14 protein-coding genes are annotated in these 14,082 nt (G+C 70.5%); 4 read left to right on the plus strand and 10 right to left on the minus strand.

The window, feature by feature from the left end; all coding sequences use genetic code 11:
• Nucleotide 1: 1 nt before the first annotated feature.
• The 3 genes from rplC to ACWDBE_RS32130 all read right to left on the minus strand — a co-directional run bounded on the left by rplC (nucleotide 2) and on the right by ACWDBE_RS32130 (nucleotide 3,169).
• Nucleotides 2–649 carry a 50S ribosomal protein L3 gene (gene rplC, locus ACWDBE_RS32120; protein ID WP_153460994.1) on the minus strand — a complete coding sequence of 216 codons (648 nt, stop codon included), beginning with the start codon at nucleotides 647–649 and terminating at the stop codon, nucleotides 2–4.
• 14 nt (nucleotides 650–663) lie between these two features.
• Nucleotides 664–972, minus strand: coding sequence for a 30S ribosomal protein S10 (gene rpsJ / locus ACWDBE_RS32125; RefSeq protein ID WP_012785157.1), 309 nt, complete (start codon nucleotides 970–972; stop codon nucleotides 664–666).
• Nucleotides 973–1,363: 391 nt separating this feature from the next.
• Complete coding sequence (locus ACWDBE_RS32130; protein ID WP_449788176.1) at nucleotides 1,364–3,169, minus strand: hypothetical protein; 1,806 nt, start codon at nucleotides 3,167–3,169, stop codon at nucleotides 1,364–1,366.
• Between the two features lie 325 nt (nucleotides 3,170–3,494).
• Between ACWDBE_RS32130 and ACWDBE_RS32135 the strand changes: the two genes are divergently transcribed.
• Nucleotides 3,495–5,246: a hypothetical protein gene (locus ACWDBE_RS32135; RefSeq protein WP_449809696.1), complete on the plus strand. Its 1,752-nt coding sequence runs from the start codon at nucleotides 3,495–3,497 to the stop codon at nucleotides 5,244–5,246.
• An 83-nt stretch (nucleotides 5,247–5,329) separates the two neighbouring features.
• Here the strand turns inward: ACWDBE_RS32135 and ACWDBE_RS32140 are convergent, their stop codons facing one another.
• The 6 genes from ACWDBE_RS32140 to rfbB form a co-directional block, all read right to left on the minus strand.
• Nucleotides 5,330–6,235: a glycosyltransferase family 2 protein gene (locus tag ACWDBE_RS32140; RefSeq protein WP_449788174.1), complete on the minus strand. Its 906-nt coding sequence runs from the start codon at nucleotides 6,233–6,235 to the stop codon at nucleotides 5,330–5,332.
• Between the two features lie 4 nt (nucleotides 6,236–6,239).
• Nucleotides 6,240–6,638 carry a DUF2304 domain-containing protein gene (locus tag ACWDBE_RS32145; RefSeq protein WP_402406052.1) on the minus strand — a complete coding sequence of 133 codons (399 nt, stop codon included), beginning with the start codon at nucleotides 6,636–6,638 and terminating at the stop codon, nucleotides 6,240–6,242.
• The gene (locus ACWDBE_RS32150; protein ID WP_402406050.1) at nucleotides 6,635–7,324 is read right to left on the minus strand and encodes a glycosyltransferase family 2 protein; all 690 of its coding nucleotides are present in this window, start codon (nucleotides 7,322–7,324) and stop codon (nucleotides 6,635–6,637) included. Before ACWDBE_RS32150 ends, ACWDBE_RS32145 begins: the two co-directional genes overlap by 4 nt.
• Nucleotides 7,325–7,392: 68 nt before the next feature.
• Nucleotides 7,393–8,730: a lipopolysaccharide biosynthesis protein gene (locus tag ACWDBE_RS32155; RefSeq protein ID WP_449788173.1), complete on the minus strand. Its 1,338-nt coding sequence runs from the start codon at nucleotides 8,728–8,730 to the stop codon at nucleotides 7,393–7,395.
• Nucleotides 8,727–9,662, minus strand: coding sequence for a dTDP-4-dehydrorhamnose reductase (gene rfbD / locus ACWDBE_RS32160; protein ID WP_449788172.1), 936 nt, complete (start codon nucleotides 9,660–9,662; stop codon nucleotides 8,727–8,729). The genes ACWDBE_RS32155 and rfbD overlap by 4 nt, the downstream gene beginning before the upstream one ends.
• A complete protein-coding gene (rfbB, locus tag ACWDBE_RS32165) occupies nucleotides 9,659–10,636 on the minus strand; it encodes a dTDP-glucose 4,6-dehydratase (RefSeq protein WP_392867370.1) in 978 nt (325 codons plus the stop codon). The genes rfbD and rfbB overlap by 4 nt, the downstream gene beginning before the upstream one ends.
• Nucleotides 10,637–10,717: 81 nt before the next feature.
• On the opposite strand from rfbB, the gene rfbA reads away from it, so the two are divergent.
• From rfbA to ACWDBE_RS32180, 3 genes are all read left to right on the plus strand, one after another.
• A complete protein-coding gene (gene rfbA, locus ACWDBE_RS32170; protein WP_392867373.1) occupies nucleotides 10,718–11,593 on the plus strand; it encodes a glucose-1-phosphate thymidylyltransferase RfbA in 876 nt (291 codons plus the stop codon).
• Nucleotides 11,590–12,189 (plus strand): dTDP-4-dehydrorhamnose 3,5-epimerase, encoded by a 600-nt coding sequence (gene rfbC, locus ACWDBE_RS32175; RefSeq protein ID WP_402406044.1) that lies wholly within the window; start codon nucleotides 11,590–11,592, stop codon nucleotides 12,187–12,189. The genes rfbA and rfbC overlap by 4 nt, the downstream gene beginning before the upstream one ends.
• Before the next feature lie 212 nt (nucleotides 12,190–12,401).
• Nucleotides 12,402–13,580: an acyltransferase family protein gene (locus tag ACWDBE_RS32180; RefSeq protein WP_449788171.1), complete on the plus strand. Its 1,179-nt coding sequence runs from the start codon at nucleotides 12,402–12,404 to the stop codon at nucleotides 13,578–13,580.
• A gap of 43 nt (nucleotides 13,581–13,623) precedes the next feature.
• Here the strand turns inward: ACWDBE_RS32180 and ACWDBE_RS32185 are convergent, their stop codons facing one another.
• Complete coding sequence (locus ACWDBE_RS32185; protein WP_449788170.1) at nucleotides 13,624–14,076, minus strand: GtrA family protein; 453 nt, start codon at nucleotides 14,074–14,076, stop codon at nucleotides 13,624–13,626.
• Between the last annotated feature and the right edge of the window lie 6 nt (nucleotides 14,077–14,082).

Here is a 14,082-nt window from a genome sequence, read left to right on the forward strand (position 1 = left end):
TTCACAGCCCCTTCGCCGCGGTGCGGACGAGGACGAGGCCGCCGTTCGGGCCCGGGACGGCGCCCTTGATGAGCAGCAGACCCTTCTCCGCGTCGACCGCGTGCACGGTCAGGTTCTGGGTGGTCACACGCTCGTGGCCCATCCGACCGGCCATGCGCAGGCCCTTGAACACACGGCCCGGGGTGGCGCAGCCACCGATGGAACCGGGCGAGCGGTGCTTGCGCTGGGTGCCGTGACCGGCGCCGAGACCACGGAAGTTGTGGCGCTTCATGACACCGGCGAAGCCCTTGCCCTTGGAGGTGCCGGTCACGTCGACCTTGACACCCGCCTCGAACAGCTCGGCGGTGATCTCCTGGCCCAGGGTGTACTCGGACGCGTCCGAGGTACGCAGCTCGACCAGGTGACGGCGCGGGGTGACACCGGCCTTGGCGAAGTGGCCCGCGAGGGGCTTGTTCACCTTGCGGGGGTCGATCTCGCCGAAGCCGATCTGGACGGCGTCGTAGCCGGCCGGGCTGTCGGCGGTGTGGACCTGGGTCACGACATTCGGCCCGGCCTTGACGACGGTCACCGGGACGACCCGGTTGTTCTCGTCCCAGACCTGGGTCATGCCGAGCTTCTCGCCCAGGATGCCCTTAATCTGCTTAGCCATCTTCGGTGCGCCTCTCAGAGCTTGATCTCGATGTCGACGCCCGCCGGCAGGTCGAGACGCATCAGCGAGTCAACCGTCTTCGGCGTGGGGTCGAGGATGTCGATCAGACGCTTGTGAGTACGCATCTCGAAGTGCTCGCGCGAGTCCTTGTACTTGTGCGGCGAGCGGATGACGCAGTACACGTTCTTCTCAGTGGGCAGCGGCACCGGGCCCGCGACCTGCGCACCAGTACGAATCACCGTCTCGACGATCTTCTTCGCCGAGGAGTCGATGACCTCGTGGTCGTAGGCCTTGAGCCGGATGCGGATCTTCTGTCCCGCCATGGCTACTCAGTAGTCCTTTGTCCTTAGTCACTGCACGACCCCCTCCGACCCCCGCGCTCGGGCGTGTCGCACTCGCGCTTGCAAAAAACCGGCGAAGTACTTCGTCGGTTTCGAACTTTCGGGGTGGTGGGGTGCCGGGTCGAGGCCCCGCTCACGCTTCCCGGAAGATTCCCGTACTTTCGCCCCGCAGCTGCCGTGGCGTAGAACTCACGCTTGACGGCCATCACGGGAACGACGAGTACATGGGACTCGCTTCCGGTCCTCCCGGCGGGAGGCGCGCAGCATCGGCACTCAACCGAGCAACTTGGACATACTGCCACATGGAGCAGCCCGGATGCCAATCGGAGCCGGTGAGGCGCTCCTCACCGGCCCCGAGGGGTGACGGCCCAGGTCAGTCCCTGCGCCAGAGCACCCAGCCCTTGTCCTTGTTGAACTTCGCGATGTGCCAGCCGGGCCGCGCGTCCGGCCAGCTGGCCTGGGGCAGGGCGCCCTTGGCCCAGCCGGCCAGGTACGCGGTGGCCTCCTGCGGCGGGTTGGAGCCGTCCTTCAGGTCGTCCGACCAGACCCGGCCCCAGTAGACCTCGTAGGCCATCGACATCCGGGCGTCCCAGTCGAGGTCCATGTCCAGGACCACGTTGTCGCCCTTGCGCAGGCCCGCCTCCTTGGCCATTCCGACCGCCTGGTACTTGCGCTCCTTGGCGTGCGGTTCGGCGACGTTGCCGGTGACGGCGACCGTCGCGTAGGCGGCGAACAGGGTCACGCACCCCACCACGGCGGCGACCACCCGACGCCCGCCGGCCACCCGCAGCAGCAGGCACGCGGCCAGCACCGCCAGCGCCCCGAAGGTCGTCCGGATCATGTGCAGGCCCTCCCAGGTGGAGGCCAGGAACATCGCGTCCGGCACCGTCCACGGACTGACCCAGAGCTTGAGCGCGGAGCCCGCGTACGCCCCGACCGACAGCTGGATGACCCCGATCAGCACGGTGCCGGCCAGCGCCGACCACAGCAGCGCCCGGACCCCGGCCCGCCACAGCGCGGCCAGGCCGACCACCAGGAACAGCGGCACCAGCACCGCGCAGTACCGGGCGTACACCCAGTTGTCGGTCCGGTCGTTGTCCGCCAGGCCGGCCGCGGACGCCAGCGCGGTGCCGAACAGCAGCGCCACCATGGTGAAGGCCACCACCCGCTCGGCCACCGTGTACCGGCGTCGGAACACCACCACCACGCACAGCACCAGGGCGATCGCCCCGAAGCCGTACGTGGAGGTCATGAAGTACCACAGCTGTCCGAACGTGCGGGCGATGATCGTGCCGATGTACTTGCTGTCCCCGAGGTTCTCGAAGACCTTGTTGCCGACGTCGCTCGGCGGCACGTCCTTGAACCGGCTCCTGACGAAGCCGGCCAGCAGTTGCGCGCCCAGGTACGACACCCCGAGCGCGCCGACGCCGGCCAACGAGGCGAGTCTCGGCGCCCAGCCGAAGGCCAGCACCACGACCAGGACCAGCGCGGTCAGCGCCACGACCACGCCGCCGCGGTCGTGGGTGGCCAGCGAGTAGCCGGCCGTCAGGCCCATCCCCACCGCGTACAGCGCGCGGCGGCCCGTCGTACCGGGCGAGAGCCAGCCGTGCATCGCGAGCAGCCAGGCCAGCAGGAGCACCGGGAGCACGGTGTCCGACATGGCGAACTGGGAGTAGAAGACCACCGGCGGCACCAGCGCCACGGCGGTGCCCACCAGGTAGGAGTGCGGCCGGGACAGGCCCAGCCGGCGCGCCGCCGCCACGGCCAGCGGGAACACCAGCGCGTTGAGCACCGCGTTGATGCCCATGACCAGGTGGTACGCCATGGCCGGGCTGTCGGCGATCCGCAGCGCCGGCGATATCAGCAGCGGGTACCCGCCGGGGATCACCACGCCGACCGGCAGCTCGGTGGCCGACCGGCCGGCCAGCACCCGCGCGATCACCAGGTAGGAGTCCTCGTCGGCGTGCACCGACGGGAAGTAGTTGTGGATCGACAGCACCAGGCGGAACACCACCTGCCCGCCGTACCCGAGCAGCAGGGCCACCGGCCAGAACCAGCGGTGGGCGGCGAGCGCCCGCAGCCGGGCCGGCACGACCGGGGTGTCGGGCGCGTTCGTGCCGCCGTCCTCACCCCGGTCCGGACCGTCGGACGTGTGGGCAGAGTCGATCAGCGGCTGCACCGGGACACTTCCCTACTTGTATGAGTTTGACGATCTCGTCGTGGTCGGCTCCGGGCGGCGCGCCTCGGTTCCCGCCACCGGTCGGCTCCGGGCGGCGCGCCTCGGTTCCCGCCACCACGAGTCGAAGCGCATCGGCAGTGTGCCACGCGGCCATCTGGCGGAGCCAACGCGCTCCTGCCTCGTGGACGACAACGGCCTACTAGGGCAGGGTGGTTCGGCCCCTGATGATCCCGTGCCCGGGGTGCTGGCAGAATCGCGGTGTCCGGCACCGAAACCACACACCGCCTCCGCACCGAATCGCTGCGGAAGGCAGAAGGACCGAACAGTGACGACGAGCGTGCAGCCCGCCTCCACCCCGGGCATGCAACAGGGCATACCGTCCAGCCGAGCAAGACGGGCAGCCCTGCGCCGACCCGCCGTCCTCTGGGCCGCGGAGATCCTGACCGCGGTCACGGCGGCCCTGCTCATGACGGGTCTGGCGACGTCCGTCCAGCTCAACCCCATGTCGCGGATCGGCCAGGTCAGCGGCCTCGCCGCGCTGCAGCTCCGCCTCCTGCTGCTGCTCGGCGTCATCGTGCTGGTCCTGGTGCCGGCGATGCGCCGCTGGGCGGACGTCCCGGTCCGGTTCGCCGCCGCCGCGGTCGCGGGCCTGTCCTCCGGCGTGCTGGCGGCCGGTGTCTCGCTCGCGCTGCGCGGCACCGACTGGCCGCTGTACGCCCAGTCGGGTGACTCCGGCAACCTCCAGGCCTGGGTCAGCGCCCTGATGGACGGCAAGCCGCTGGACGGCGCCTACCCGCCGATGTTCCCGCACATCGTCGCCTTCGTCGCCGAGCACCTCACCCACGGAGACATCGGCTACGCGCTCAAGCTCGCCGACCTGGTGTTCGTCGCGCTGCTCGGCCCGCTCGCGTACCTGTCCTGGCGGCTGCTGCTGCCCCCGCTCTGGGCGCTCGGGATCGGCGTCACCGCCGCGCTGCCGATGGCGCAGCCGTACAAGCCGTACACCACCTTCGTGCTCGTCGCCTTCGTCCCCCTGCTGGCCAAGCTGATGCAGCTCCTGCAGCGCGCCCCGGAGCTCCCGCGCCGCACCGTCGCCGTCCGCGGCGCCGTGCTCGGCCTCGGCATCGCACTGCTGTTCAACCTCTACTCCGGCTGGTTCGTGTGGTCCGCCGTCGGAGTGGTGGTGCTCACCGCGGCGCTGCTGCTGCGTGCCCGCCGCACCGGCGGGACCCCCGGCCTGCTCAACGCCCTGACCGCGATCGGTGCCGCGTCCGGGATCTTCCTGGTCGCCTCGTCCCTCTACCTGGTCCGGCTGCTCGGGTCCGCCGGAAGCACGGTCGACCGCTACTGCTACTTCGACACCTACACCGAGCCGACCTACTTCGCGATGTGGCGCGACGACCTTCCCGGCACCGACGGCCAGAGCACCTGGCCGCTGCCCGGCGAGCTCGGCGGGGTCGGCCTCTTCACGATCCTGCTGCTGGTCGGCCTGGGTGTGGCGCTGGCCCTCGGGATAGGCCGGGCCGCCGTCCTGACCGCCGCCGCCTGCTCGGCGAGCGCCCTGCTGATGCGCTACTGGTACGCCTCCCACATGGAGCGCGACCAGGCCGTCATGCTCTACCCGCGCACCAGCGCGCAGCTGCTCTACTGCCTGCTGGTCCTGGTCGGCCTGGCGTGCTACCTGATCGCCCGCCGCCGTCGGAGCGCCTCCTCGGCCGCCGCCGAGACGGCCGAGGAGACCGTCCGCCGGCTCCCGCTGGGCCTCAACCCGCGCGCCGTGGCCATCGGCGCCATCTGCGCGCTGGGCCTGCTCTTCGGCATGGCGGGCTCCGCCACCGCCAGCAAGTACATGCCCGACCCGCACGAGGGCACCGGCATGCTGGCCTGGATCTCGCAGACCACCGCCGACACCAAGGGGCACTGCTCCCGCTACGCGCCCAAGTGCAACGAGGCCCCGGGGCTCCTGAACCCGTCGGACCCGAAGGTCGACCTCGGAAAGCTGATCTGCCCCAAGGTCAACCCGTACCCGCGCAAGGGTGAACTGCTCCCCGGGTTCTCCGCGGACCTGCCCGAGTGACCCTCACCCGACCCTGATACGGCACTGGGCCGGTAGTCCGATTCGGACTACCGGCCCAGTGCCGTATCAGGACTCGCGCGGCGTCAGTGCCGCTCCCCGCCGGTCAGCGCGTGGCGGACCAGCACCTTGGCGCCGGCCCGCTGGCCGCGCTTCAGCGCGCCCGGCAGCATGGTCAGCGCGTGCAGCCGGGAGGCGCTGCGGAACCGGGCCGCACGGGCGGCCTTCGGCCAGCCGCGGGCGTCCATCCGCTCGGCCACCGCGTTGAAGTACCGCTCCGCCTCGGTGAACCGGGTGCCGGAGAAGGCCTGCACCGAGGACTCGCTGACGGCGTGCCGGCGGTACTGGAAGACGACGGTGGTGTTGTCCACCATCATCTGCTCGCCCCGCTCCAGCAGGTCGACGACCAGGGCCAGGTCCTGGATCACCGAGTACTCGTCACGGAAGTTGACCGCGCGCAGCGCCTCGCCCCGCCAGCAGATCGACGGGAAGTAGAGCCAGTTGCCGCGCAGCACGCTCGCGGCCAGCTCCTCGCCGCCCATCAGCCGCCGGCCCTTGACGGTCGGCGCGTAGATCTTCTCCTTGACGTTGTCCGCCAGGCCGGAACGGCTGACCTCGCCGTTGCCGTCGATGACCTCGACGCCCGGCTGGACCATGCCCAGGTCCGGATTGGCCTTGAGGATCGAGCGGACGGTCTCCAGGTAGTGCGGGTGCAGCAGGTCGTCGCAGCCCATGATGACCACGTGGTCGGCCGTGGACAGCTCCACGCACTTCTGGAAGTTCTTGGTGATGCCCAGGTTCTGCTCGTTGCGCAGGTACGTCACCCGGTCGTCGCCGAGCGAGGCGAACCAGCCCGGGACGTCCGGCTCCTTGCCGTCGTCGATGACGGTCAGCCGGAAGTCCCGGTCGGTCTGCGCGAGGATGCTCCGCACCGCGGCCTGCATCAGCGCCACGTCGCCGTAGTACGGCAGCATGAACTCGAAGGTCGCCACGGGATCAGGCCTTGCTGCGGTCGACCGGCGCCGAGACCGGCAGGTCCAGGTCGAAGCGCTCCTCGTTCAGGCGGGCGCCCTCGTTGATCGCCACGGTGCGCGCCAGGTCGGTGAGCTTCTTCTCCAGCGAGCGGAAGCGCAGGAAGGTGTTCAGGGTCAGGAAGCCCATCGCCAGCACCATCACGTACAGCACCAGGTCGGTGCCGCGGCCGACGCCGAGCTGGTGGGCCAGCCAGGTCACGTCGGTGGGACGCAGCACCGCGTAGATGTTCACCAGCACGAAGACCGAGAACGCGATGCGCTTCCAGGCGCGGGTGTTGGCACGGTCCCAACGCCGGATGAACATGAAGGCGAGAGAGACCGAGCCGAGAATGAGAACCAGCTGGATCCAGAAGAATTTCATCGGCGGCTACGCTCCCGCAGCGAGATGTCGAAGATGATGTTGACGCCGTTGATCAGGGACTGACCCTTGGCGCGTGAGTAGTCGGTGTACAGGATGTCCACCGGGAGTTCGGCGACCCGGAGGTCCGAGCCGGCGAGGTAGCTGACGATCTCCGACGCGTGCGCCATGCCGTTCATGGTGATCCGCAGCCGACCGGCGGCCTCGCGGTTGAGCACGCGCAGGCCGTTGTGGGCGTCGGTCAGCTTGAGCTTGCGAGCGGTCGGGCTGACGGTCGCCGCGGTCCGCAGGACGACCCGCTTGATCCACGGCACCTGCCCGTTCTGCTCGATGAAGCGCGAGCCGAGGACGACGTCCACGTCGCCCTCCCGCAGCAGGGCGACCATCTTCTCCACGTCGGCGGTCTGGTGCTGGCCGTCGGCGTCGAAGGTGGCGAAGTACTTGGAACCGGGCTGGGCCAGGGCGTAGGCGAGGCCGGTCTGGAGGGCGGCACCCTGGCCGAGGTTGACCGGGTGGCGCACCAGGTGCGCGCCCGTCTCCATGATGTGCTTGGCCGAGTCGTCGCCGCTGCCGTCATCGACCACCACGATGTTCGGGAACGTCTTTCGCGCCCCCTCCACAACGTCGGCGATCACCTGGCCCTCGTTGTAGGCCGGGATCACCAGCCAAACATCGTCGTACTGGGACACGGAGGCTCCATCAATGGGGTCTGGCCCGCGCTGCTGCGCGGCGATCTGAAGATGAGGGGCGGACACGGTCACTCACCGGCCGTCCGGCTGCTCAACACCGCGGCGTTCGAGTCCCCCGGCTGCTGGACGAGGCCTGCGGAATTCGTCGCCGAACGGGCGAAACTCTGCCTCAGGACCGCCAGCATACCGAGGACCGTGGCCACGGAGCCCGCGGTGTACGCGAGGATCACGCGGGTGGACACGTCGCCGGGCAGGAAGGTCACCCCGGCGAGGACCGCGGTGCCGACCGCCCAGCAGAGCAGCTGAAGGTTGTGACGCTTGAATACCATCAGCGCCTGGCCGAGCACCATCGCGAACATGTACGCCACGGTTCCGGCGGACAACCAGAAGAAGTCGAGGCAGCCGAGCACCGGCTTGGCGCCGAACAGCACCTGGATCAGCCACGGGCCGAGGGCGACCGCCGGGATCCCGCCGAGCAGGCCGAGCGCGCCCACCACGGCGCCGATCTTCTTGAGCATCCCGGTGAACGCGGCCCGGTCCCCGACCGCGATCGCGGCGGAGAGGCCGTTCAGCAGCGAGGCCTGGAGCGAACCGAAGACGAACAGCGGCACCCGGGCCAGCACCAGCGCGTTGAGCAGGGCGGCGATCAGCGCGGAGTCGGACGGCGCGAGCAGCTTGGTGCTCACCACGGCCGCGTTCACCACGACCTGCGAGAGCAGCGTCGAACAGATCAACAGGCCGAGGCCGGAGCAGAGTTCGGACCAGCCGATCTGCTCGCCGGGCTTCACCGCGCGCAGCAGCGGCGGCAGCGTGAGGATCGTGGCCAGGATCGGCGCGACGGCCAGGATCAGGCTGAACGCGAGCGCCGAGTGCACCCCGGCCATGCCGCAGGCGAAGGCCAGGCCGATCCGCAGGCCGCCGTCCAGGCCGAGCTGGGTGCCGTACGCGCCGAAGCGGCCGAGGCCGGCCAGCACGCCGCGGGTGAGGTAGCAGACGGCCATGCCGGTGAAGGCGCCGCCGAGGGCCAGCACCAGCGAGCGGTCCCCGTGGAACATCGCCCGGGCGATCGGGCCGGAGGCGGCGCCGAGGACGGCCAGGGTCACCGCGAGGATCCCGCCGGTGAGCAGGGTCGCCCGGCGCAGGACCGGCGCGGCACCGTGGCCGAGCGCCGCCCGCGCCGCGACGATCCGGGTGAGCTCCTGCTCGATCGGGAAGAAGACGCCGATGCCCACCGACATCACGATCGTCCACAGCAGCGAGACGTTCGCCATGTCGTCGACGGACAGGCTGTGACCCGCCACCCCGAGGTGGATGTAGGAGGCGGCGCCCAATACGACGGTGCCGCCGGCCACCGCCAGGGTTCCCGGCGGTAGCGCGGCAGCCACCTTCGTCAGTGCGTTCTTCACTGAGGTCTGTCGCTCTCCGTGGTCCGGGCCGTGGCGGCCAGTTCGGCGAAGACGGGCCGGGCCAGGGCCTCGGCCAGCATGGCCCGCCACTCGGGCAGCGGGGCCAGCCCGGCGGCGGCCCAGCGGTCGTGCGCCAGGACGCTGAAGGCCGGACGGGCGGCCGGACGGACGAAGGCCTCCGACGTGGTCGGGCGGATCCGCTCCGGGTCCAGCCCGCTCAGCGCGTAGCTCTCGCGGGCCAGCCCGCACCAGGTGGTGCGGCCGCTCGCGGTGCCGTGGTAGATCCCGGCCGGGGCCTGCCCGGCGAGCGCGGCCCGGCCGAGCTCGACCAGGCGGCCGGCCAGCGCGTACGACCAGGTCGGCTGGCCGTGCTGGTCGTCCACCACGTCCAGGGTGTCCCGCTGGGCGGCGAGCTTGAGCATGGTGGCCACGAAGTTCGGGCCGTGCTCGCCGTACAGCCAGGCGGTGCGCACCACGTAGCCGTGCTCGGGGAGCAGTTCGGCGACTGCCCGCTCCCCCACCAGCTTGCTGCGGCCGTACGCGTTCACCGGCGCGGTCGGGGCGTCCTCCGGGCAGGGCTCGGTGGCGTCACCCGGAAGGACGTAGTCGGTGGAGACGTGCAGCAGCCGCGCGCCGGCCTTGGCGCACGCCTCGGCGAGGAGGCGCACGCCGGTGCCGTTGACGGCGGTGGCGGCGTCCTCCTCCGTCTCCGCGGCGTCGACGTTCGTCCAGGCGGCGCAGTTGACCACGATGTCGTGGCCCTCGACGGCGGCCTGGACGGCCGCCGCGTCGGTGATGTCGAGGTCCGCCCGGCGCAGCGCGGTGACCTCGGCGGCCTCGTCGGCGCCCAGCACCGACAGCAGGTCCTGCCCGAGCATCCCGGCCGCGCCGGTGACCAGCCAGCGCACGGGCGCGGCGGCGTTCGCGGTCACTTGGCCAGGGCCGCCTTCTGCTTCAGCGGCTCCCACCAGGCGCGGTTCTCGCGGTACCAGGCGATGGTCGCGGCGAGGCCGTCCTCGAAGCGGACCTGCGGCTCGTAGCCGAGCTCCTCGCGGATCTTGCTGATGTCGATGGAGTAGCGGAGGTCGTGGCCCTTGCGGTCCTCGACGTGCTCGACCATGTCCCAGCCGGCGCCCGCGGCCTCGAGCAGCAGGCCGGTCAGCTCCTTGTTGGTGGCCTCGGTGCCGCCGCCGATGTTGTAGACCTCACCGGCCCGGCCGCCGCGCATGACCAGCTCGATGCCCCGGCAGTGGTCCGAGACGTGCAGCCAGTCGCGGACGTTGCCACCGTCGCCGTACAGCGGCACCTTCTTGCCGTCGATCAGGTTGGTGGTGAACAGCGGGATGACCTTCTCCGGGAACTGGTAGTGCCCGTAGTTGTTGGAGCAGCGGGTCACCACGACGTCCATGCCGTGGGTGCGGTGGTAGGCCAGCGCCAGCAGGTCGGAGGAGGCCTTGGAGGCGGAGTACGGGGAGTTCGGCTCCAGCGGCCAGGTCTCGGTCCAGGAGCCCTCGTTGATCGAGCCGTACACCTCGTCGGTGGAGATGTGCACGAAGCGGCCGACGCCGTGCTTGCGGGCCGCGTCAAGCAGCACCTGGGTGCCCACGACGTTGGTCAGCACGAACGGGCCCGCACCGGCGATCGAGCGGTCCACGTGGGACTCGGCGGCGAAGTGCACCACCACGTCGTGACCCGGCATGACCTGGTCGACGGCGTCCACATCGCAGATGTCGCCCTGGACGAAGGTGTAGCCCTGGTGCCCGGCCACCGGGGCCAGGTTCTCCAGGACACCCGAGTAGGTGAGCTTGTCAAAGACCGTGATCCGGGCATTCTCGTCAGCCCCGAGGAGCTGACGGACGAACTCCGAACCGATGAATCCGGCGCCGCCGGTCACGAGGATGCGCATAATGCGCGTAGTCTACCGCCGCCCGAACACCCTCCCGACCCGGCCCCTCCCGCGTTCACCGATCTCGAATAGGGTGCACCCATGCGTGGAATCCTCCTGGCCGGCGGCACCGGCTCGCGGCTGTGGCCGCTGACCCGTGCGGTGTCGAAGCAGCTCCTCCCGGTCTTCGACAAGCCGATGATCTACTACCCCCTCTCGACCCTCGTGATGGCCGGGATAAGCGAAATCCTGATCATCACCACCCCGAACGACCGGGACCAGTTCGAACGGCTGCTGGGCGACGGTTCCCAGTTCGGCCTGAAGCTCCAGTACGCCGTCCAGGAGAAGCCCGAGGGCATCGCCCAGGCCTTCGTGCTCGGCGCGGACTTCATCGGTGACGAGCCGGTGGCCCTGATCCTCGGCGACAACATCTTCCACGGCAGCGGCCTGGGCACCCGGCTCACCGAGCACTCGGACATCAAGGGCGGCCGGGTCTTCGCCTACCCGGTGGCCGACCCGACCGCGTACGGCGTGGTCGAGTTCGACGAGAGCGGCCAGGTCCTCTCCATCGAGGAGAAGCCGACCGAGCCCAAGTCCCGTTACGCCGTCCCGGGCCTGTACTTCTACGACAACCGGGTGGTCGAGATCGCCCGCAACCTGCAGCCGAGCGCCCGCGGCGAGCTGGAGATCACCGCCGTCAACGACGCCTACCTGCAGACCGGCGACCTGCACGTGACGATCCTCGACCGCGGCACCGCCTGGCTGGACACCGGCACGTTCGTGTCGATGGTCCAGGCCTCGGAGTTCGTCCGGGTCATCGAGGAGCGCCAGGGCTTCAAGATCGGCTGCATCGAGGAGGCCGTCTGGCGGGCCGGCCTGATCGACGACGCCCAGCTGCGCGAGCTCGCCGAGCCGCTGCTGAAGAGCGGCTACGGCCAGTACCTGCTGGGCCTGCTCGAAGAGGCGGCCGCCAAGTGAAGTTCCGCGAGCTCTCCATCGAGGGCGCCTTCGAGATCACCCCGCAGGTGCACGGCGACGCCCGCGGCCACTTCACCGAGTGGTACCGCTTCGACCGGCTCGCCGAGGTCGTCGGCCACCCGCTGAACCTGGCCCAGGCCAACCTGTCGCTCTCCGCCAAGGACGTCGTCCGCGGCATCCACTTCGCCGACGTCCCGCCCGGCCAGGCCAAGTACGTGGCCTGCACCCGCGGCGCGGTGCTGGACGTCATCGTCGACCTGCGGGTCGGCTCGCCGAACTTCGGCAAGTGGGAGTTCGTCCGGCTGGACGACACCGAGCGCAAGGCCGTCTACATCCCGGAGGGCCTCGGCCACGGCTTCTGCGCCCTCACCGACGACGCCACGCTGACCTACCTCTGCTCGGCGACGTACAACCCGACCGGTGAGCACGGCGTGCACCCGCTGGACCCGGAGCTCGGCATCGAGTGGCCGACCGACGCCCCGCAGCTCTCCGCCCGCGACGCGGTGGCGCCCTCCCTCTCGGAGGCCCTCGCCACCGGTCTGCTGCCGGACTACCAGGCCTGCAAGGCCTACACGGACTCGCTGAAGCAGCAGTAGCGGAGCCCGACCGGCCGAGGGGACGAGCGCAGGTGCACCCGTCCCCTCAGCCGTTCCCCCTGCCCCCCATCACAGGCCCATTCCCAGGCCGCTCCCCAGCCGGCCGGATCGGACGGACCATGACCCACCCTGCGGGACCCTCACACGGCATACGTGGGGGCGTCGACACCCGACGCCCTGCGTGGCTGAGGGGAGGCAGTCTGTCCGGCCGCGTGAACAGCTTCGGCGCGATCCGGACGACCCTCGCGGTAGCCGTCGTCTACTCCCACGCCTACCCGCTCGGGTTCGGCCGGCCCGCTCCGCTCTCCCAGTTCAGCGGCGGCCAGATCGACCTCGGCCGGCTCGCGGTGGTCGGCTTCTTCGCGCTCTCCGGGTTCATGATCACCGGAAGTGCCATGCGCAGCACGATCGGCCGCTACTCCTGGCACCGCGCCCTGCGCATCCTGCCCGGGCTCTGGGCGTCGCTCCTGGTCTGCGTCCTGCTGGTGGCACCCGCCCTGTACTACCGGACCCACCACTCGCTCGACGGCTACTGGTCGCACTCGCACGGGCCGCTGAGATACCTGGCGGGCGCCTGGAACGCCTCGCTCTCCACCGGGTTCGACATCTCGAACGTGATCGACGACGGCGTGAAGGCCGGCACCAACCACGACCCCGGCATCAACGGCTCCCTCTGGTCGCTCGACTACGAGATGCTCTGCTACGTCATGATGGGCCTGCTGGCCGCCGGCGGCGTGCTGCTGCGCGCGAAGAAGACGGTGCCGCTGCTGACCCTGGTCGGCTGGATCCTGGTCTTCGAGGACTGGCGGACGACCCCCGGCTTCGTCAACTACCCGCACCACATGGGCTTCTACATCCATGTGCCGGTCTTCGGCCAGGTCTACACCCAGTACTTCGTCTACCTGGCGTTCGTCTTCCTGCTCGGCGCCACGGTGCAGCTGTACAAGGAGCGGATCCCGATCCACGCCGGGCTCGCGCTGCTGTCCGTCGTCGTGCTCGTCGCCAGCCTGCGCTACGGCGGGCTGTTCGCGTTCGGCTACCCGGCCTTCGCGTACCTGCTCTTCTGGCTGGCGGTCCGGCTGCCCCGGCCGTTCCAACGGATCGGCGTCAAGCGGGACTTCTCGTACGGCATCTACGTGTACGGCTTCACCGTCGAACAGGCCGTCGCCGCGCTCGGGGGCAACACGCACGGCATGAAGGTCTACCTCCTGCTGTCCCTCGGCGGGACGGTCCTCCTCGCCGCGCTCTCCTGGTACCTGGTCGAGAAGCCCGCGCTGAAGGCGAAGGACTGGACGCCGCGGCCGGTGCGCGCGCTGGCCGAACGCCGGGCCCGCAAGGCCGCCGTCCCGGTACCGGCCGAGCCGGCCGGGGAGCCGGTCCCCGCGCCCTGACGACCGTACGACGTCAGGCCCCCGGTGGCCCGGTTCGTCCCCCTCAACGGGTCCTGAAGACCCACACCTTGAGGAGGACGAACCGGGCCACCGTCGCGAGGCCGTTGGCCACGACCAGGCCGGCCACCTCGACCACCCGCGAGGCGTGCGGCGCGAGCAGGGCCAGCAGGGCGAGCGCGCCGCTGCTCAGGCCCAGGCCGATCAGGAAGGCGACGGCGCCCTGGAGCTGGTGGCGCACCGCGCCCTCCGAGCCGGTGATGCCGAAGGTGAAGCGCCGATTGGCGGCGGTGTTGGCGACCGCGCTCACCGCCAGGGCGATCAGGTTGGCCGCCTGCCGGTCGACGACCTGCCGGGCCACCACGTACAGGCCGAGGTAGAAGAGCGTGCTGAGCACGCCGATGACCAGGAACGACGGCAACTGCCGCTTGGCGGTGCCGGCCGGTGCGGCGGCCCGGCCGTCGGGGGCCGGCGCCGGCGCGTTGTCGGTGGAGACCATGGGTTG

The sequence above is a fragment of the Kitasatospora sp. NPDC001132 genome (assembly GCF_053598415.1).